We start from the raw sequence: 19850 nt of genomic DNA on the forward strand, positions 1-19850 counted from the left end.
TGACCGACCCTCAGCGACGTTGATTTGTTTTCCATGTAGTGTTTGTGGTTGTAATTTTATCTGGACTTCAAACCTAAAAATAATTTGATTCTATGACAATTCTCTGTGCAGCTTGCCGTCCGTCTCTCCTAATTCACAGGGAACATCGCCTGAGATCAAAAATGGCGGATTCCAGTATGCGCTAAAAACATGTTATACACAGGATTCAAGCGGTATATCCACGAATATCGCACCTTTGTGTGGAAAAATTACACCTTTATCAACAAAATTCCTTGAGTTATCCACATTATTTATCCGATGCTATTTTATCCTCCATTTCCGATATTTTATCTTATTTTTGACCCGTAATTTGATAAGGATGACCCACAATAACAATCAACTGCATTTTATTGCCATTGGCGGAAGTCTGATGCACAACCTGGCGATGGCGCTGGCCGAGAACGGCTATACTATCACCGGATCGGATGATGAAATTTATGAACCATCCCGGTCAAAGCTTCAGGGCGCAGGATTGCTTCCGGAAGCGGAAGGCTGGTTCCCTGAAAAGGTTCACGAAGGACTCTCGGCTGTCATACTGGGCATGCACGCGCGCAGTGACAATCCCGAATTAAAACGGGCACAGGAACTGAACATCCCGGTGTATTCATTCCCTGAATTCATTTATGAACAATCAAAAAACAAGCAGCGCATTGTTATTACCGGCAGTCATGGAAAGTCGACCATTACTTCGATGATCATGCACATATTAGCCTTCCACAATCGTTCCTTCGATTATGCGGTAGGTGCCGAAGTACCAGGATTTCCTACAACCGTTCGTCTTTCAAATGCCCCGATTATTGTAATAGAAGGAGATGAGTATCTGTCTTCTGCCATCGACAGAGAACCTAAATTCCTGAAATATCAACATCATATCACACTCATCAGTGGTATATCGTGGGATCATATCAATGTTTTCCCCACCGAAGCGGAATATATAAATCAGTTCGAAAAACTGGCTGATCTGACACCGAAGGCCGGCAGCCTGGCCTACTGTGAAGAGGATCCGGTTGCAAAGAAAATCGGAGAAGTTGATCGGGACGACGTCACCAGGCTCCCCTACGGCACCCCTTCCTATGAAGTAAAGGATGGTAAAACCATACTCATTCATCCGGGCGGGCGGGTAGAGCTCAGGATTTTCGGTAAACACAACCTGCAGAACCTGATGGGTGCAAAAGAGGTACTGAGCCGGGTGGGAATTTCTGAAGAAATGTTTTATGAAGCCATTGGGTCATTTGAAGGTGCCTCCCGCCGGCTGGAGATGCTGGCCGAAAACGGGAATAGCATCATTTTCCGTGATTATGCTCACGCCCCTTCGAAGGTACGGGCAACGATCAATGCGGTGAAGGAACAATACCCAGGTCGAAAAATCCGTGCATGCCTGGAACTCCACACCTTCAGCAGTCTTACCTCATCGTTCCTGCCTCATTACAAGGGCACAATGGACGGCGCCGATGAAGCCATGGTTTACTTCAACCCCAAAACACTGGAACACAAGAGATTACCTGTACTTGAACCCTCAGCGATCACCAAGTCGTTTGATACTGAAGGACTCCGGGTATTCACTGATCAGACGGAATTGCTGGATGCATTGGATAACGGCACTTCCGATCAAATCATACTCCTGATGAGCTCAGGCACATTCGACAATATGGATATGCACAGTGTTGCAAATCTCATCTCTTAACTGATCACATGAAATTACATCTTAAAAATCCCCTCACAATTTTTGACCTGGAAACAACCGGAACCAACATCGTGAAAGATCGCATCGTTGAAATCTCCGTGGTTAAACTTATGCCCGACGGGGAAAAAATCGTCAAGACCACCCGACTGAACCCTACCATTCCGATTCCTGTGGAGACGAGCCTGATTCACGGCATTTATGATGATGACGTGAAAGACGCTCCCACCTTTAGGAATATTGCCAAAAGCCTGGCATCCTTCCTCGAAGGCAGTGACCTGGGTGGATTCAATGTGCTAAAATTTGATGTTCCGGTGCTTGTGGAAGAATTTCTTCGTGCCGATATTCAGTTTGACCTGTCGAAACGAAAAATTGTTGATGCACAGAAGATTTTCCATATGATGGAAAAACGCACATTATCTGCTGCCTATAAATTTTATTGCGACAAGGAACTCACCGATGCCCACAGTGCCGAAGCCGATACCCTGGCCACCCTGGCAGTGCTTGAAGCGCAGGTCGAGCGTTATGACGGCATGGATGTGGTGGACAATCTTGGCAATAAACTGGGTATCGTTCAAAATGATATTGAAAGCCTGCATGAACTGACCGCCGGGAATCTTGTGGACCTGGCCGGCAGAATGGTATTTAACAGCGAAGGAATTGAGGTTTTCAACTTCGGAAAACACCGTAACCGGCCTGTAGAAGAGGTTCTTCAGAAAGAACCCTCCTACTATGACTGGATGATGAATGGTGATTTCCCCCAGGAAACAAAGAATCGACTCACCGAGATCCGGCTGAGAGCTTTCAACAAACGTTAATTTCCCTCCTTGTAATATTTCATAGCTTCAGGGATCTGCGCTTCGAGATCCTTTATACGCGTGGCCGGATGCGGGTGTGTTGAGAGAAATTCAGGTGGAAGTTCGCCTCCCTGATCCATACGTTTCCAGAATTCCGGAGCCTCATGGGGATCATAGCCGGCAATGGCCATAAAAATGAGTCCGATCTCATCAGCTTCTGATTCATGTGTACGTGAAAAGGACAGCATACCCAGCTGGGTCCCGATACCGGCCGACTGCATCAGGATTTCCTGGGTGAGAGTGGGATTCTGTCCGACGGCTGCCGACAAGCCACCGAGGAGTCCATTGGCAACGAGTCCTTCACTCATTCGTTCCCTTCCGTGATTAGCCACGGCATGAGCGATTTCATGACCCATGACCACTGCCACACCTGCTTCATCTTCACAAATGGGCATGATACCGGTATAGAAGGCAACCTTTCCGCCAGGCATACACCATGCATTTATGACTTCAGATTCAATCAAATTAAATTCCCACTCATATCCGTTCAGGTGATCCGAATAGCCTTTTTCCTTCATGTATGTCTCAACAGCGACCTGGATTTTTGCTCCAACCTGTTTTACCATACGGGTCCACTCCTGGTTCTGACTAAGTTTACTTTCCTTCAGCACCTCATTATATTGCTGAAAACTCATCGGAAGAATCTCTTCATTTGAAACCAGGTTCAGTTGTTTACGGCCGGTCACAGGAACGGTCGCACAACCATAAATAAAAAGAGCTGTAAGCCACACTATAGCTACTTTTTTCAACATTGTCTTGTTCATTTCGTATTAACAAAGATTTTTAACAAATTTATACCTGCAATTATGTGCATTTGATGCAACGTCCGTGCCATAACTAATAATATTTTTTATCTGACTCCTATGAGAATTTTTGCAATTGGTCGGAATTATGCTGAGCATATCGCCGAATTAAACAATGAACGACCCGATGAGCCGGTTATTTTCACCAAACCGGACACGGCATTATTACGGGACAATCAACCATTTTATTATCCTGAATTCAGTAAAGATATTCACCATGAGGTTGAAATTGTTCTGAGAATCAATCGTGAAGGCAAGCATATTGAGGAAAAATTTGCCAGCAAATATTATGACCAGATTGGTCTCGGAATTGATTTTACTGCACGGGATCTTCAGCAGAAGGCAAAGGAAAAGGGACTGCCCTGGGACATAGCCAAGGGATTCAATCATTCAGCACCGATATCCCATTTTGTCCCCCTTAGTAATTTTCCTGACCCGGGAAATATTAACTTTCACCTGGAGGTTAATGGAGAAATCAGGCAGTCAGGGAATACGAGCCTCATGCTTTTCCCGTTTGACTATATAATATCCTACCTGTCCCGTTTTTTTACACTGAAAAACGGTGATTTGATTTTTACAGGTACACCAAAAGGTGTTGGCCCGGTTGTTGCCGGAGACAGACTTGCCGGATTTTTAGAAAATGAAAAAATGTTTGATTTTGAGGTACGCTAGTTTCATTCTGATATTTCTTGGTATAAATTTTTACAGTCAGGGCCAGGCCTCTAATGGCAATACGTCCCGCAATGACTATTATATATTTCCCATCAAGCCCGGGGAGAGAAACAGCCTTTCCGGGACCATGGGCGAACTGCGGTCCAGCCACTTCCATGCCGGCATTGATATTCGCACTGAAGGAAGGACCGGGCTTCCGGTCCACGCTGCAGCATCGGGCTATATTTCCCGGATTTCTGTATCGCGGGGAGGATATGGCAATGCACTCTATATTCAGCACCCTAACGGACATACCACTGTTTATGCCCACCTGCAGGAATTTAAGGGCGCTGTCGCTGAATATGTAAAACAAATGCAATATGAGCAGCAGTCATTTGAACTCACGCTCTATTTTAAAGCAGGAGAATTTCCTGTTAAACAGGGCGAAGTGGTAGCGCTTTCGGGAAACAGCGGTTCTTCCGGCGGGCCTCATGTGCATTTTGACCTGCGCGACAGAAACCAGGACTTGCTCAACCCCCTCTCCTTTGGCTTCGATGAAATTCCCGATCATACGCCACCTGTCGCAGAAAAAATTGCCCTTAAAACACTAACGAAGGAATCACGGGTTAATGGTACCTTCGGAAGATTTGAGTATGCGGTTAAGCGGGTAGGTAATGATTACGTGATCGATCAGCCGATCAGTGTACACGGCGTAATCGGTATGGAATTATATGCGCATGACCGCCTGGACAACACCCGATTCCGTTGTGGCATAAACCTGCTGGAAGTTTCGATTAATGATTCACCTACATATTCGCATGATATTTCCACGTTCTCTTTCAATGAGCAGCGGAATATTTTGAAACACATGGATTATGAGCAGGTGCGAAACGACGGTGAGCGATTCCACAAGCTATATGTGGATGACGGGAATTATCTTCGGTTCTACACCGTAGATGATCATAAAGGACGTATTCACGCCTATCAGTCTGGTACACTCCCCGTATTTATACGCATGACCGACAGTTATGGGAACAGCAGTACACTATCCTTCAAACTTGAAGTTAAGGAACCGTCTGAAAATGTCGCCGGGTCTGTAAACAGCGACAAGCTTTCATGGCAGCTGCAGGAAAACACCCTGCGTATTTCGGCACCGGTGGCAAGCAATAAAGAGTTTCAACTTGACGGCACTGTGTTGAAACCCGACTACGTTACAGGAAATATAGAGGCGGTTTATCTCCATGACATGCGGGCGGGATTGCCCCAACTCGCAATTTACGGAACAGACAGTATTTCTTTCGGATTCGACCAAATGATTCCACACCGGTTGGCACAATCCTACGAGCGAAGGGAATTGAAGTTGGCATTTCCTGCTGAGGCATTATTTGATACACTTTATCTTCAAACTGACTACGCACAGGATGCCGCGATGAACCGTGAATACTTCACGGCTGGATCAGGTGAAATTCCTCTTCGCAAAAACGTTACCCTTACCCTGCGGCCACAACTCGAATATTCCCATCGGGAGAAGTATGCCGCTTACATTCTTGATGCGGGAAACAATGCGTATTACCAGGGAGGATCCTGGAAAGGAGATGAGTTTGTGTTCACCACACGTGAATTGGGTCGGTTCACGCTCCTTCCCGATGACCGTCCGCCCTCGGTAAGTGCGGTTACACTGAGTGCCGATAAGCTGAGGTTCCGCATTGATGATGACCTGTCGGGCATCGATTCATTTAATTGTTATGTGAACGGCAAATGGGTATTAATGTATTACGATTACAAACAAAAGCTGCTTTGGTCGGAAAAGAAATCTGAATCGGATAAATTTACGGGAGATGTTAAACTTGTTGTGACCGACAACGTTAATAATGTGAAAGAATTTACCACTAAAATCAACTAGACAATGGCACTCGAACCCGGAAAAAAGGCACCCGATTTTAAGGTTAATGACCAGGACGGCAATCCAGTAAAACTATCTGACTTCAAGGGGAAAAAGGTGGTTTTATACTTTTACCCGAAAGACAATACACCGGGTTGCACTGCGGAAGCCTGTAACCTTCGTGACAATTATTCAAAATTTCAAAAGGAAGGTTATGAAATTCTGGGGGTAAGCACAGATAATGAAAAATCCCATCAGAAATTCATTGAGAAGCAGGAACTCCCGTTCCGTTTACTTGCCGACACCGAAAAAGAAATTCATGAGAAATACGGCACGTGGGTCGAAAAATCAATGTACGGACGGAAGTATATGGGAACCGCCCGCAAAACTTTCATCATCGATGAAAATGGTAAAATTGAACGCATCATTGAAAAAGTAAAAACAAAGGATCACGCTTCGCAGATTCTTCATTGATATTAGAGAGCACTTTTTGCGCAAAAGGGCGGTTTGTTGTAATTTCAATGAACCGCCTTTTATTTTGAGATCATTTTTAGGTTTAATATTAATTCTGGCTCTTGGATTGCCCGTTTCGGGGCAGGTAACACAGCAGATACCGGAAAAAACACGCATCCTGTTCCTGCTGGACGGCTCAGGCAGTATGCTGGCTTCATGGGGTAATACCAACAGGATTACCATGGCCAAGGAGATTCTTTCAGACCTGGTGGATTCACTCAGGGCCGACCGCAATCTTGAACTGGCACTGCGGGTTTATGGGCACAGATTTGCCCGCGATGTGCAAAACTGTACTGACAGCAAGCTGGAAATTCCCTTTTCCTCCGGAAACCATGATCGGATCATCTCCCGGCTGGCAACCATTCAACCGAAGGGAACCACGCCCATTGCCTATTCCCTTGAGCAATCAGCAAACGATTTCCCGCAATCGGACGGATTCAGGAATATCATCATTATCATCACCGATGGAATTGAATCCTGTGACGGCGACCCTTGCCGTATTTCGAAAGAATTACAACGAAAGGGCATCTTTCTGCGCCCTTTCATTATCGGGATCGGAATGGATGAAACCTACAGCGACGCCTTTGAATGTGTGGGATCCTACTACGATGCCCATGATGTTGAACAATTCAGGGTAGCCCTGTCCCGGGCCATCGAGACCAGTCTGAAGACGTCCACGGTGAGCGTGGATATCCAGGATGAAAACGGACGATCCAACCAGACTAACATTAATGTTTCCTTCATTAATGCGGTAACAAATAACAGCGATTTTGATTTTATTCACTACCGTGATGACCGGGGAAGGCCCGATTCGGTGGAACTGGACCCGGTTGTTCCCTATCACATTCGGGTGAATACCGTCCCCCCTGTGATCAAAGGATATCAACAGTTCACCCCGGGTGCACATACAGTGGTTGCCATTCAGGCGCCCAGGGGCACACTGAACCTCAGGCAGGACGGTGCGGGTGTATATGGTCCCGGCCTGAAGGCAATCATTCGAATCCCGGGTCGTGAAAACTGGTTCCATGCTCAGGATATAAACTCAAGGCAGGAATATCTAAGCGGAAACTATGACATAGAATTCCTGACGCTGCCCCGAACCATGGTACGCAATGTGGAGATTACTACCGGGCTGGAGAAAACGGTAGAAATCGCTTCCCCGGGTATAGTAAATATGGATCATGCCGCCGGGGGCTTTGGCAGTGTATATGTTCTGCAGAATGACGGCTCACTCACGTGGGTTTGCGACATTAATCACAGCGGCCAGCGAATGGCTATCGCATTGCAACCCGGGCAGTACCGGATTGTATTCAGGGCACGCATGGCTCCAGGCAGTAAATACACATCCGTTAAGAATATTACAGTGAAGGAGGGACAATCCTCACTTATAAAGTTATTTTAGTCAATCGATAAGAATATGCACAATGAAAATAGCGATCATAGCACACGACGGTAAAAAACCTGAGATGGTAGCCTTCCTTCTGAAGCATAAGGATTTCCTGCAGGACGCAGAACTGGTCGCCACAGGCACCACCGGCGGACACGTACAGAATACTGGAATGAAAGTAGAAAAAGTATTATCCGGACCGCTGGGCGGTGATGCACAGATTGCAGCAATGGCAGCAGAAAAAACCCTGGATATGGTGATCTTCTTCAGGGATCCGCTGGATAAGCATCCCCATGAACCGGATGTGCAAATGCTGATGCGCCTTTGTGATGTACATGACATCCCTCTGGCGACAAATCCGGCCACTGCCCGGTTGCTGATCATGGGCAGTTTCGCTGATCAGGCAAAAAATTCATAGTTTGCACAACCGTTAAAACCTTCCGCAAAGGTTTGCGGAACATGTAAATTGCAAAATGATGTGATGTAATTTCATCGGGCCATTTCTTTAGATTAATTTTAGCTGTTTGAACATACTGAACCAATGACTCCAGAAATTAAGAATATTGCAGTTTTCACTTCCGGCGGTGATGCACCTGGCATGAACGCTGCTGTACGGGCAGTGGTACGTGCAAGCATTTATTATAAGAAAGAAATTTTCGGGATATACCGCGGCTACGAAGGCATGATAGAAAATGATCTGGTCAAACTAAATGCCCGGTCTGTTTCAAATATCATTCAGCGGGGCGGAACGATCCTCAAATCAGCAAGAAGCAAGGAATTCAGAACCGAGGAAGGTCGGGCACAGGCATACCAGCATTTAAAGGCTCGTCATATTGATGCTTTAGTAGCGATTGGCGGTGATGGTACCTTTACAGGCCTCCATAAGTTCTATGAGGAATACAAAATGCCTGTAATTTGCATCCCGGGAACGATCGACAATGATCTGGCGGGAACAGATTACACAATTGGTTATGATACAGCGACAAATACAGCCGTCGATGCAATCGATAAGATACGGGATACTGCCCTCTCCCATAACCGGCTATTCTTTATTGAAGTAATGGGACGAGACAGCGGCCAGATTGCCATTAACAGTGGAATCGCCGGAGGTGCAGTAGCAATCATCATCCCGGAAGAAGAAACGACGATCGACCAGTTGATTGAAAAGCTTGATGAAACCGCCCGAAATAATAAAAAATCAAGCCTGGTTGTGGTAGCCGAAGGCGGTAAGAGCGGTAATGCCCTCGAAATCGCTCAGCAGGTGAAGGAACGATATTCCTATTACGATACCAAAGTAACCATATTAGGACATTTGCAACGCGGAGGCGCACCAACATATTTCGACCGTGTTCTGGCCAGCCGGATGGGTGTTGCCGCGATTGAGGGATTGCTTCAGGGCGAGACCGATGTCATGGTAGGCATTCAGAATGGTAAAATAGTTTATAATGATTTTGAGCTGACGATGAGCAAGGAGAAAGAGATTGAGGCAGAAGCACTCCGAATCGCAAAAATTCTTGCTATCTGATATGACGATAATCGGTGTCAGCGGATCAACAAAGTGCGACTGGGCAATTTTACATGTCCAGGGCAAAGTTGTTCGCTGCAGTACCCGGGGCATTAATCCGCTCTTTCACGATGAAGATGATATTGCAGCGATAATACAGTCATCAGCAGTCCTTACAGAACATGCGCGGGACACAGAAGCTGTCTTCATTTATGGTGCAGGCTGCAGCAGCCGAAGCCGTCAGAACATTGTAAGAAATGCCTTGTCCGTCGTTTTTACCAGGGCGCACCGTGTGGTGAATCATGACATTGTCGCCTCTGCCCTGGCCACCTACCGGGGGGAACCCATTATTGCCGCTATCCTGGGAACCGGATCTAACGCGTGCTACTATGACGGTGACATCGTACGGCAGGAAGTTCCGGCGCTGGACTACATTTTGGGGGATGAAGGCGGCGGCGCATATTTTGGTAAGCAATTACTTAATGCCTTCCTTTATCGAAAGCTACCGGCAGAAATACAGTCGGAATTTGAAAATTCCTACCAGCTGACAAGGGACGACATACTGGAAAAAGTCTACCAGGAGCCTTATGCAAATGTTTACCTGGCTTCCTTCATGCCATTTATCCAGACGCACCAGGAAAGCCCTTATTTCAAAAATATGTTATTGAAAGGTTTTCGGAAGTTTTTCGAAACTCAGATTACTTCATTCCCGAAACATCAGCAGGTGACTGTTCATTTCACCGGTTCGGTTGCCTATTATTTTCAGGAACTCCTGAACGAGGTGGCACGGGAATTCAAGGTAAAAACGGGTATGTTCCTGAAAGAACCCATCGAAGGTCTGATCACCTACCATGAAAATAAATTAAAATCTGCATGAACAAGGAAATAATAGTTGGCATTGATATCGGCGGGACCACCACCAAATTCGGGTTGGTAGACCACCAGGGAAACGTAATCTTTCAGAGCAGCGTAAATACACAGAATCCGGATTTTCGTGAATTCCTGAATGACCTTGAAGAGGCGATCTGGGCGGGGATTAATTCCGTGGATCCAACCCTCAAAATCCGGGGTATCGGTGTAGGAGCCCCGAATGCCAGTTATTATACCGGAACGATCGAACAGGCGGTTAACCTGCCATGGAAAGGCGTACCGATTGTAAAATACATGCAGGAAGATTTTAATGTTCCTGTAGTTGCTACCAACGACGCCAATGCTGCTGCAATGGGCGAGGCGATCTACGGGCATGCAAAGAAAATGAACGACTTCGTCGTGATCACTCTGGGTACCGGGCTTGGATCTGGTATTGTAACCAACGGGAAACTGGTTCACGGGCACCAGGGGTTCGCTGCTGAACTCGGTCATGTAACCGTAAATCCGAATGGACGACAGTGCGGGTGCGGTAGAAAAGGGTGCCTCGAAACCTATGTTTCCGCCACCGGGATCAAGAGAACCATATTTAAATTACTGGCAGATTATACGTCAGACAGCGAACTACGCGATATCAGTTTCAATGACCTTTCCACAAAAATGATCACTGAGATTGCAGAGCGCGGAGACTTTGTCGCACAAAAGTCATTTGAATATACCGGAAAGATACTCGGACAAAAACTGGCGGATACCGTTGCCCATCTGGATCCGGAAGCCATTTTTATCCTGGGTGGTCTTTCACAGGCAGGGAAGCATATTTTCGAACCTACCATTCGGCATATGGAAGCTAACCTCATGCCCATTTATAAAAACAAAGTAAATGTACTGCCATCCGGTCTGGGGAATCAGACCGCACCAATCCTTGGGGCATCCAGTCTCATTGTAGATTACTTCAAGCAAAACGAATTCTAATTTATGAGCCGACATACCTATGATTACGGACTGATAGGGAATTGTTCCTATCAGGCACATATACATAAAAACACGAATATCGAATGGATGTGCTGGCCGAGATTCGACAGCAGCTTCATTTTTGGAGCCATGCTCGATGATGAATTGGGAGGTGAATTTTCCATTAAGCCGACTGAGGCTGACTGGAGCACCGAGCAATTTTATATAGAGAATACAAATATCCTGTGTACGGATGTCTCATCCGCGGGTGGGCGATACAGAATAACTGATTTCGCGCCACGCTTCCATAATTATGAGCGCTACTACAAACCCTTGATGCTCATCCGAAAGATTGAGCCCCTCGAAGGCGAGCCTACAGTAATCGTCAATTGCAAACCGGTGGGCAATTACGGCAAGCTCAATCCCGAGCAATATGAGGCAAGTAACCATATTGAATACCTCGGTTTGGAAAAAGAACTTCGGCTGACGACAAACTTCTCTATTTCATATATCGTTGAGAAGCGCTCAATTGTACTGAACGAGCCCAAATACCTGGTACTCACCTATGGAGCCCCGTTGGAAGCACCCTTGCAGAGTACCTGCGAAGCATTCCTCGACCGCACCAAACTGTACTGGCAGGGTTGGGTAAAGAACATGAGTGTAAGCAACTTTCACCAGGAAGCCATAAACCGTAGTGCGCTGGTTTTGAAAATTCATCAGTATGAAGATACAGGCGCCATCATTGCTGCCGGTTCAACAAGTCTGCCCGAAGCGCCGGGAAGCGGCCGGAACTGGGATTATCGTTATTGCTGGATGAGAGACACTTATTACACCCTCACAGCTTTCAATAATATCGGACACTTCGAGGAGCTTGAGAATTACTTCAACTACATTGTAAACATTTCTGTTAAAACCGAGGATCGCTTTCAGCCACTGTATGGAATAACGGGTAAGGAGCACCTGGTTGAAGAAATTTTACCGCTCAAAGGATATAAAGGAAATACACCTGTCCGCGTAGGAAATCAGGCCTACACACACATTCAGAATGACGTTTACGGTCAAATTCTGCTAACCCTGCTTCCACTTTTCATAGACAGTCGTTTTATCAACCGGGAACGTTCGGAATCGCTTAAAATGATCCGGCAGATCCTTGAACGGATTGAATCACTTATGGAAGAACCGGATGCCGGATTATGGGAATTCAGAACACTCAGCCAGTTCCATTGCTACACCTACCTTTTTCATTGGGCAGGGAGTCAGGCCGCAATCAAAATTGGTAAGGCATTTAGTGATCAAAAGATCGTGGAACAGGCAACCCGACTGGCCAAACGAGCCTCGGAAAAAATTGAAGAATGTTATGATCCTGAGCGCAAAGTATATACGCAGGCTATTGGATCTCCAAATCTGGATGCGAGCAATTTACAGCTTATCCTGATGAATTACCTGGAACCTGGCTCGGCTATGGCTGCTGATCACCTCAAAGCCATGGAGCATGAGCTGAAATCAAAAGAGGGGTTATTTTACAGATACCTTCATAAGGATGATTTCGGTGCACCGGAAACGACCTTTCTGATCTGTGCCTTCTGGCATGTAGAGGCACTAACGAGTGTGGGACGCATCGATGAGGCGATTGAGGCATTTGAAAACCTCCTGAAGTACAGCAATCATCTGGGTCTGCTGAGTGAAGATGTTGAAGCCAAAACCGGTTCTATGTGGGGGAATTTCCCGCAGGCCTACAGCCACGTCGGATTGGTGAATGCAGCCTATAGAATTAGCCGTAAACTCGACCGGCCTAACTTCATTTAGTCCTGCGATACATTCACATTGCCGAGTTCCCGTAGAATCCGCCGAACTACGGAATGATCACGTACACTAAATCTGGCGGCGCTACGCCTGTCTCCTACCTTGATGGTAAAGGCGCTTTCCGGCATCGCCTTGAAGGTGTCTTCATCTGTCCAGTCGTCACCAACTGCCATGATGAAGGTGTTCTGCATGTCATCCTCCAGCCAGCGGGCAGCGGCCTTCCCTTTATTCACTTCAAGATTTTTGATCTCGACAACCTTGTTACCCTCGAGAACCTGAAGATTCATATTCACTGCCAGGTATTTCAGGTGGCTGATGATTTCCCGCGCACGCAGTTCTCCAAGCCCGGTTTCCACCTTGCGGTAATGCCATACTAACGAGTAATCCTTTTCCTCCACGAACGATCCCGGCGTCTTGTTTACATAAATATCAAGAATCGGACGAATATCATTTTTCCAGGACGCATCGAGGGAATCCAGTAACATCCAGCCTTCACCATTCCACTTCATCCAGACGCCATGTTCTGCTACAAATTCTATTGGTAAGTCTCCCAGCCATTTTTCGAGTGTATGGCGATCTCTTCCGCTGATCACAATCACACGTGTATTTTCAATTTGTGATAAGTGCGTGAGAATCTCCATTAGCTCCTCATCAGGAGAGGCATCCTGTGGATTCCCGGTAAACGGTGATAACGTACCATCATAATCCAAAAAGAGCATGCGATCCTCACTGGAGGCGAAGGAATCCTGCATTTCACTTTCAATTTTCTCGTCTAGAAGCTTGGTGTTCATCTTCAGTTGTTTCTGGTTTACTTCATCCAGGCGTTGCATGAAAAGCTCTACCCAATGATGAATATTAAATTTTTTCAAGGTTGCCTGCATGATCTCCATATGCTTCACCTGCTCATCCTCCGACATCTCGAGGGCTTTCTTGATCGCATCACGCACCTGGTGTTTGTCGTTAGGATTTACAATGATGGCTTCAGAAAGTTCCTTTGACGCTCCTGCCATTTCACTCAGGATCAATACCCCTTTCTGATCCAGCTTGCTGGCAACAAATTCCTTGCAAACCAGGTTCATGCCATCACGCATTGGTGTAACGAGCGCCACATCGGCAATACGATAAAACGCTGAAAGGTCCTCCAAAGGAAACGACCTGTAAAAATAATGTATGGGGGTCCAGTTAACCGAACCGTATTTTCCGTTTACCCGGCCTACCAGCAAATCCACCTCCTCCTTCAGGTCCTTATACTTGTCAACGCTGTCGCGGGAAGGAACCACGACCATCAGAAGCGATACTTTACCCTGGTATTGCGGGTATTTCTCCAGAAATAAATCGAAGATCTGAAGCCTTGCGGCAATTCCTTTTGAATAATCCAGCCGGTCTATCGACAGCATTAGTTTTACTTCACCCAGTGAAGTACGATACTTCACTTCCCTGCTCAATGTTTCCGGCGCAGCAGAAGACCTTGCATATTTATCATAGTCGATACCCATCGGAAAGGCATCGATTTCAACAATACGGCCATCCTTGGTAATCTGCCCGTGATGATTGCTCAAAAAACAGATGCGACTCACCGCACTGAGGAAGTGGCGCATATCATCATAGGTATGAAAGCCTATCAGATCGGCCCCCAGTACGCCATCCAGCAGCTGACGTCTCCATGGCAGCAGACGAAATACCTCAAAAGATGGAAAAGGTATATGTAAAAAGAAACCTATACTCACATGAGGTAGCTTATCCCGTATCAGATCTGGTAATAACAGCAATTGATAATCGTGTACCCAGATCGTATCATCCGGGTTGGCTACAGCCAGGACTGCGTCGCAAAATTTTTGATTGACCCTTTCGTAGGATTGCCAGTACGATTTTTTATAGAGGGCGTACTGATTGAAATAATGGAATGTCGGCCATAAAGTTTCATTGCTGAATCCCTCGTAATAAAGCTTGATCTCTTCGGTAGTGAGATCCACCGGAAGCATATTTTCCTTCAGAAGCTCCTTTTTTACAAAAGATTCCTCCTCCTCATCCTGGAAATGAATGCCGGGCCAGCCAATCCACAGGTTATCCCCTTCTTTATATATTGAACCCAATCCTGTGGCCAGACCACCTTCACTGGGTCTGAAGGACAGCTCACCCTCTGCCGTTCTTGAAATTTTTACCGGAAGCCTGTTTGAAATTATTATTGTTCTGGACATGCCTTGAATTTACCAAATTCACACGCGAAAAACCATTATGCCATCGCCTGAATCCCTCAAATCACAAATTAATAACAAAAAATAAACGAAGAGGTTAAACAGGAACCTATTTACGCACAAATACGAAGTTTACCGTACGATCATCGTTAGCGGCAGTAGCGTTCAGGCGATCACCAGTTCGCCGGTATTCGATCCTGGTCGGGAAGTCATGGAATGGATTGCCGGCTACGAAATAACCGGAGCCCTTTTCAGTAATCTCGAAATACACGGGGGATCCTTCACCTGTATCCGCCATGAAAAATAACTTATCCCTTCTACTCAGAATTTGCATGATCTCAGTCTGAACGGTGTCCCCGCTTTGAAGCTCCCAGCCGCTGCCTTCGAGGCGGTCTTCAGCTGAAATATATGTCCAGTCCTCCCCCATCTTACCGTCTGTGCTTACCCAGTTCGCCTCCAACCAGCCAAACTCTTCCTCCACGGGAAGCTTAACAACCGGCTTACAGGAAGCAATGAATAAAACCAGACCGATGATACCAATATTTCGCATGATCTGTGAGCTTAAACAGATGCGGGTTGTTTGATAGTTCTGGGTTTGTAGTTTGCTGCCAGATTGGCAATGACTCTGATGTGATCAGGTGTTGTGCCACAACACCCTCCAACCACATTCACCAGGCCTTCCTTCAGGAATTCTTCAATCTGCCGGCCCATGTCTTCGGGTGTTTCATCGTACTGCCCAAATTCATTCGGCAACCCGGCATTGGGGTGAGCTGAAACAAAGAAAGGAGCATTCTTATCCAGAACCTGTAAATAAGGCCTCAATTCCTTTGCGCCAAGTGCACAGTTCAGACCGATGCTTAACAACGGCATATGCTCCAGGGAAATAAGAAATGCCTGTGTGGTCTGACCAGAAAGTGTTCTTCCACTGGCATCCGTTATCGTACCCGATACCATCACCGGGACACGCTGCCCGGTTTTCTCAAATACCTGCTCAATTCCAAAGAGGGCTGCTTTTGCATTCAGTGTGTCAAAAACTGTTTCAACCAACAGAATATCAACACCACCTTCCAGCAGTGACTCAGCCTGTTCTCCGTATGCCTTGACCAGGTCATCAAAGTTCACAGATCGGAATCCGGGATTGTTTACATCCGGCGAAATGGAGGCACTTCGATTTGTCGGTCCTATCGAACCTGCCACAAATCGAGGTTTATGGGGCTCGAGAGCGGTCATTTCATCGGCTACCTCGCGTGCACATCGTGCAGCCGCCACATTAATTTCGTGTACCGCGTCCTCCAGGTGATAATCCGCCTGAGCAATGGTGGTTGATGAAAATGTATTGGTTTCAGCGATATCAGCGCCCGCTTCATAGTATGCCCTGTGAATATCCTTGATGATATCCGGTCGGGTAATTGCCAGCAAATCATTATTGCCTTTCAGTTCATGAGGATGATCCTTGAACCGCTCCCCCCTGAAATCCTCCTCCTCCAGTTTATGGCGCTGGATCATTGTTCCCATTGCCCCGTCCAGAACAAGGATGCGTTCTTTTAAAATTTCTGATATTGCCGACATAATTATTTCGTTTCCTTTGTGCGTAGCTACTAAATTAGTGAGAACTTAACAAAAAATGAATCATTGAAGTTCGCGGCAATCGATATTGGGTCTAATGCTATCCGCCTGCAGGTATCCGTGGTGATACATACCCGTGGTGAATTAACCTTCAAAAAGATTGAATACGTCCGTTTCCCGCTTCGCCTGGGACATGATGTTTTCAAAACGGGCAAGATCAGTCCGTTAAAGTATAAGAAATTCAAGAAACTGATGCGGGCATTCAAAATTCTGATCGAGCTGTATGAGGTTGACGATTATATGGCTTGTGCTACCTCAGCACTTCGCGAGTCTGAAAACGGGGCAGCTATCGTCAGGGAAATCGAGGAAGAAATCAAGCTGAAAATCCAGATAATCGATGGCAAGCGGGAAGCTTTACTCATCAATAATGTAATCACCTCCTTTCTGCAAACGAAAAGGAATTACCTGCATATCGATGTTGGTGGAGGCAGTACCGAACTCAATATCTATAAATCCGGAAAAAAGGTGGCCGCACAGTCTTTTAAAATCGGTTCCGTCAGACGACTGGATCATTTCGACTCACCACAGGTATGGGGCAGCATGAAGCGATGGATACAGGAAAAGACGAAAGAATTAAAAGGTCCGTTAACAGCTGTCGGTACAGGAGGTAACATTAATAAGCTTTATGAGCTGGCACAACGTAAAGCTGAAGACAAGCTCTCCCTGGGTCGCCTGAAAGAGACGGCCAATATGATTTCAGAACTTACTATGGAAGAACGCATCAACGATCTGCAGCTGAATCCCGACCGTGCTGATGTGATAATTCCCGCATCAGAGATCTATTCCCAGGTAATGGAATGGGCAGGTGCCAACTTCATCATTGTTCCTTCGGTCGGACTGAAGGACGGGATGATGCTCTGGCTGTATGAACAACACCTTGAAAAGGAAAAAATGAATTTTAATTAAGGTCTTCGATTGTCTCTTCCGGCCGTTCCATTTCCTTAACAGCAGGCTTAAAATCGATACTAAGATCAAGATCAACAAGATTTTCACGATTCACCTTATAGAATTCCAGGTGAATATTGAACGGATCCTCCCCATCTGGAAACTTCTTAACGTATGAACCGTCTTCCTGCATTACATATGCGTTCACATTATCCTTAAGGTTATACTGAAGAATATTCTTGATCTGCCTGCGCAGGAGATCGTCAGTGATCGGAAAAATAGATTCCAGCCGGCGCTCAAAACTCCGTACCATCATGTCTGCACTACCAATATACAACTTGTACTGACCGTCATTATGGAAATAATATATCCGTGAATGCTCCAGATATTGACCGACAATGGAGATAACCTGAATATTTTCACTCAGACCGGTACGTCCCGGCCGCAGGCAGCACATACCGCGAATAATCAGTTTGATCGGAACTCCGGCCTGCGAAGCGGCATAGAGTTCATCAATGGTTTCCTTGTCCTGAAGTGAGTTGATCTTAATAACAATGCCCGCTTCCCTGCCCTGGCGTGCATGCTCCGCCTCATTGCGGATCATTGCAATCAGCTGCTGACGCATATCCTTCGGCGCCGTGATCAGGCTCTTGTAAATGGAAGGCATGGAATGGCCTGTAATTACATTGAAAAACTCACTTACATCATGTGCCAGGACCTCATTAGTCGTAAGAAGTCCGAGATCTGTATAGAGCTTTGCGGTCGACTCGTTATAGTTACCGCTTGAAAGGTGAAGATACCTGCGTACATGTTGCCCTTCCTTGCGAACAATGAGCAGAAGTTTTGTGTGTGTTTTAAAGCTACTGATCCCATAGATCACAAAGCATCCGGCTTTCTGAAGCCGTTGCGCTTCACGCAGGTTATTTTCTTCGTCAAAACGGGCCTTCACCTCAAACAGCACCGAAACGTGCTTACCGTTTTCAGCGGCCTTCAGCAGTGCCTCCGAGACACGTGAATCCCGTGCCAGCCGGTAAATCGTCATTTTTATGGCAAGTACACCGGGGTCATCCGCTGCCTTTTCCAGCAGATCAATAACCGGCTCAATGCTGTTGTATGGATGGTGTAACAATACATCCCGTTCCTGCAAAACATCGAAAATATTCTGTTCCCGGATCTTGGGAAAACTCAATGGCGGAATGGTATCGGGCATGACCATATGCATGTCCCGGAAATTATGATGATTTACAATCTGCCACAGCCCGGTAAAATCAATGAGGCTCCTTTTCTTTATCCTGAAAACATTTTCATCTTCCAGCTGCCAGCGATCCTTCAACACATTCAGCATCCAGCTGTCGGGTCTTCCGGAAACCTCAATGCGTACAACCCGGCCCGTCCGCCGTGTTTTAAGCTTTGTCTTCAGTTCTTCCAGGAAGTTCGCTTCAATATCATCACTTTCATCCAGCGTAAAATCCCCGTTTCTTGTAATTCGGAACAGGTTTGAGGAAAGGATTTCCACATTCCGGAAAAGATGCTGGATATTATTCAGGATGATATCCTCGACCGGAATAAAATGAAGTTGATCATCCTTCTCAATTTCATAAAAGCGAGGCAGGTTCGATGGAACCTGGATAAAGCTGAGCTTTTTATTTTCTGTAGTGTCCTGACTTCGGGTAACAACTCCAAAAACGAGCCTGTGCGTATTCAGGATTGGAAAGGTGTGGTAACTATCGTAAACCATCGGGGTGAGCATCGGATAGATCGTCGACTGGAAATAGTCGGCCACATTCTTCTTTTCGTCTGCACTGAGCTTTTTATACGGGGTAATTGTGAATCCCGCATGTTCAAACATCGGCAGGAGTGAATTGAGATAAACATCCTGCTGAATATGTGTGTACTCCTTGGCCCTTTGTAGAAGAACCTGCTTAAACGGCTGTTCCCTCAGACCGGAATAATCGAAACGCTGTTTTCCGTAATCAATATAATTGTAAAGGCTTCCAACCCGTATCGTAAAAAACTCATCCAGGTTGGAGGCCGTTATGGCGAGAAATTTGAGACGCTCAACAATACTCCGATCTGCATTGATAGCCTGATCCAGAACGCGATAATTAAATTGCAGCCAACTCAGGTCCCGACTGATATAATCACTCTCAGAAATCTGGCGTTTAACGCGTTCACTAAGTATCATAAATTGTTCCTGTCCTTTTCT

General features: G+C 46.2%; 17 protein-coding genes. 12 read left to right on the forward strand and 5 right to left on the reverse strand.

Annotation, left to right across the window (positions count from 1 at the left end; genetic code table 11):
* Nucleotides 1-358 precede the first annotated feature (358 nt).
* On the forward strand, nucleotides 359-1723 hold the full coding sequence (locus LDX50_RS00725) for a UDP-N-acetylmuramate--L-alanine ligase (protein WP_225696487.1): 1365 nt from the start codon (nucleotides 359-361) through the stop codon (nucleotides 1721-1723).
* Nucleotides 1724-1731: 8 nt separating this feature from the next.
* Nucleotides 1732-2538: a 3'-5' exonuclease gene (locus LDX50_RS00730; protein WP_225696488.1), complete on the forward strand. Its 807-nt coding sequence runs from the start codon at nucleotides 1732-1734 to the stop codon at nucleotides 2536-2538.
* Here LDX50_RS00730 and LDX50_RS00735 read toward each other — a convergent pair.
* Nucleotides 2535-3329, reverse strand: coding sequence for a M48 family metallopeptidase (locus LDX50_RS00735; RefSeq protein ID WP_225697560.1), 795 nt, complete (start codon nucleotides 3327-3329; stop codon nucleotides 2535-2537). The genes LDX50_RS00730 and LDX50_RS00735 overlap by 4 nt on opposite strands.
* 111 nt (nucleotides 3330-3440) lie before the next feature.
* Here LDX50_RS00735 and LDX50_RS00740 point away from each other — a divergent pair, with 111 nt between their 5' ends.
* From LDX50_RS00740 to LDX50_RS00780, 9 genes are all read left to right on the forward strand, one after another.
* Nucleotides 3441-4052 carry a fumarylacetoacetate hydrolase family protein gene (locus LDX50_RS00740; protein ID WP_225696489.1) on the forward strand — a complete coding sequence of 204 codons (612 nt, stop codon included), beginning with the start codon at nucleotides 3441-3443 and terminating at the stop codon, nucleotides 4050-4052.
* On the forward strand, nucleotides 4039-5934 hold the full coding sequence (locus LDX50_RS00745) for a M23 family metallopeptidase (RefSeq protein ID WP_225696490.1): 1896 nt from the start codon (nucleotides 4039-4041) through the stop codon (nucleotides 5932-5934). The genes LDX50_RS00740 and LDX50_RS00745 overlap by 14 nt, the downstream gene beginning before the upstream one ends.
* Nucleotides 5935-5937: 3 nt before the next feature.
* Nucleotides 5938-6387 (forward strand): thioredoxin-dependent thiol peroxidase, encoded by a 450-nt coding sequence (bcp, locus tag LDX50_RS00750; protein ID WP_225696491.1) that lies wholly within the window; start codon nucleotides 5938-5940, stop codon nucleotides 6385-6387.
* Nucleotides 6388-6451: 64 nt separating this feature from the next.
* Nucleotides 6452-7828 carry a vWA domain-containing protein gene (locus LDX50_RS00755; protein WP_225696492.1) on the forward strand — a complete coding sequence of 459 codons (1377 nt, stop codon included), beginning with the start codon at nucleotides 6452-6454 and terminating at the stop codon, nucleotides 7826-7828.
* A 22-nt stretch (nucleotides 7829-7850) separates the two neighbouring features.
* The gene (locus LDX50_RS00760; protein ID WP_225696493.1) at nucleotides 7851-8231 is read left to right on the forward strand and encodes a methylglyoxal synthase; all 381 of its coding nucleotides are present in this window, start codon (nucleotides 7851-7853) and stop codon (nucleotides 8229-8231) included.
* Between the two features lie 123 nt (nucleotides 8232-8354).
* Complete coding sequence (pfkA, locus tag LDX50_RS00765; RefSeq protein WP_225696494.1) at nucleotides 8355-9338, forward strand: 6-phosphofructokinase; 984 nt, start codon at nucleotides 8355-8357, stop codon at nucleotides 9336-9338.
* Nucleotide 9339: 1 nt separating this feature from the next.
* Nucleotides 9340-10194, forward strand: coding sequence for a hypothetical protein (locus LDX50_RS00770; protein WP_225696495.1), 855 nt, complete (start codon nucleotides 9340-9342; stop codon nucleotides 10192-10194).
* Nucleotides 10191-11156 (forward strand): ROK family protein, encoded by a 966-nt coding sequence (locus LDX50_RS00775; protein ID WP_225696496.1) that lies wholly within the window; start codon nucleotides 10191-10193, stop codon nucleotides 11154-11156. Before LDX50_RS00770 ends, LDX50_RS00775 begins: the two co-directional genes overlap by 4 nt.
* A gap of 3 nt (nucleotides 11157-11159) precedes the next feature.
* Entirely contained in the window at nucleotides 11160-12941 is a 1782-nt protein-coding gene (locus tag LDX50_RS00780; RefSeq protein ID WP_225696497.1) for a glycoside hydrolase family 15 protein, read from the forward strand.
* Here the strand turns inward: LDX50_RS00780 and LDX50_RS00785 are convergent.
* The 3 genes from LDX50_RS00785 to LDX50_RS00795 form a co-directional block, all read right to left on the reverse strand.
* Nucleotides 12938-15136 carry a bifunctional alpha,alpha-trehalose-phosphate synthase (UDP-forming)/trehalose-phosphatase gene (locus LDX50_RS00785; protein WP_225696498.1) on the reverse strand — a complete coding sequence of 733 codons (2199 nt, stop codon included), beginning with the start codon at nucleotides 15134-15136 and terminating at the stop codon, nucleotides 12938-12940. The two genes, LDX50_RS00780 and LDX50_RS00785, sit on opposite strands and share 4 nt — an antisense overlap.
* Before the next feature lie 106 nt (nucleotides 15137-15242).
* Nucleotides 15243-15683: a DUF6265 family protein gene (locus tag LDX50_RS00790; RefSeq protein ID WP_225696499.1), complete on the reverse strand. Its 441-nt coding sequence runs from the start codon at nucleotides 15681-15683 to the stop codon at nucleotides 15243-15245.
* Between the two features lie 11 nt (nucleotides 15684-15694).
* Nucleotides 15695-16702 carry a homocysteine S-methyltransferase family protein gene (locus LDX50_RS00795; protein ID WP_225696500.1) on the reverse strand — a complete coding sequence of 336 codons (1008 nt, stop codon included), beginning with the start codon at nucleotides 16700-16702 and terminating at the stop codon, nucleotides 15695-15697.
* Between the two features lie 63 nt (nucleotides 16703-16765).
* Between LDX50_RS00795 and LDX50_RS00800 the strand changes: the two genes are divergently transcribed.
* On the forward strand, nucleotides 16766-17665 hold the full coding sequence (locus LDX50_RS00800) for a Ppx/GppA phosphatase family protein (RefSeq protein WP_225696501.1): 900 nt from the start codon (nucleotides 16766-16768) through the stop codon (nucleotides 17663-17665).
* Here the strand turns inward: LDX50_RS00800 and ppk1 are convergent.
* A complete protein-coding gene (ppk1, locus tag LDX50_RS00805; RefSeq protein ID WP_225696502.1) occupies nucleotides 17658-19829 on the reverse strand; it encodes a polyphosphate kinase 1 in 2172 nt (723 codons plus the stop codon). The genes LDX50_RS00800 and ppk1 overlap by 8 nt on opposite strands.
* Nucleotides 19830-19850 lie beyond the last annotated feature (21 nt).

It is taken from the genome of Fulvivirga sedimenti (assembly GCF_020328055.1).

Bases quoted from the DNA above. Each gene is read 5' to 3' on its own strand.
- LDX50_RS00795 (WP_225696500.1), bottom strand. From the start codon at position 16,702: ATGTCGGCAATATCAGAAATTTTAAAAGAACGCATCCTTGTTCTGGAC.
- LDX50_RS00780 (WP_225696497.1), top strand. From the start codon at position 11,160: ATGAGCCGACATACCTATGATTACGGACTGATAGGGAATTGTTCCTAT.
- LDX50_RS00790 (WP_225696499.1), bottom strand. From the start codon at position 15,683: ATGCGAAATATTGGTATCATCGGTCTGGTTTTATTCATTGCTTCCTGT.
- LDX50_RS00785 (WP_225696498.1), bottom strand. From the start codon at position 15,136: ATGTCCAGAACAATAATAATTTCAAACAGGCTTCCGGTAAAAATTTCA.
- ppk1 (WP_225696502.1), bottom strand. From the start codon at position 19,829: ATGATACTTAGTGAACGCGTTAAACGCCAGATTTCTGAGAGTGATTAT.
- LDX50_RS00760 (WP_225696493.1), top strand. From the start codon at position 7,851: ATGAAAATAGCGATCATAGCACACGACGGTAAAAAACCTGAGATGGTA.
- LDX50_RS00740 (WP_225696489.1), top strand. From the start codon at position 3,441: ATGAGAATTTTTGCAATTGGTCGGAATTATGCTGAGCATATCGCCGAA.
- LDX50_RS00730 (WP_225696488.1), top strand. From the start codon at position 1,732: ATGAAATTACATCTTAAAAATCCCCTCACAATTTTTGACCTGGAAACA.
- bcp (WP_225696491.1), top strand. From the start codon at position 5,938: ATGGCACTCGAACCCGGAAAAAAGGCACCCGATTTTAAGGTTAATGAC.
- LDX50_RS00725 (WP_225696487.1), top strand. From the start codon at position 359: ATGACCCACAATAACAATCAACTGCATTTTATTGCCATTGGCGGAAGT.
- LDX50_RS00775 (WP_225696496.1), top strand. From the start codon at position 10,191: ATGAACAAGGAAATAATAGTTGGCATTGATATCGGCGGGACCACCACC.
- LDX50_RS00735 (WP_225697560.1), bottom strand. From the start codon at position 3,329: ATGTTGAAAAAAGTAGCTATAGTGTGGCTTACAGCTCTTTTTATTTAT.
- pfkA (WP_225696494.1), top strand. From the start codon at position 8,355: ATGACTCCAGAAATTAAGAATATTGCAGTTTTCACTTCCGGCGGTGAT.
- LDX50_RS00770 (WP_225696495.1), top strand. From the start codon at position 9,340: ATGACGATAATCGGTGTCAGCGGATCAACAAAGTGCGACTGGGCAATT.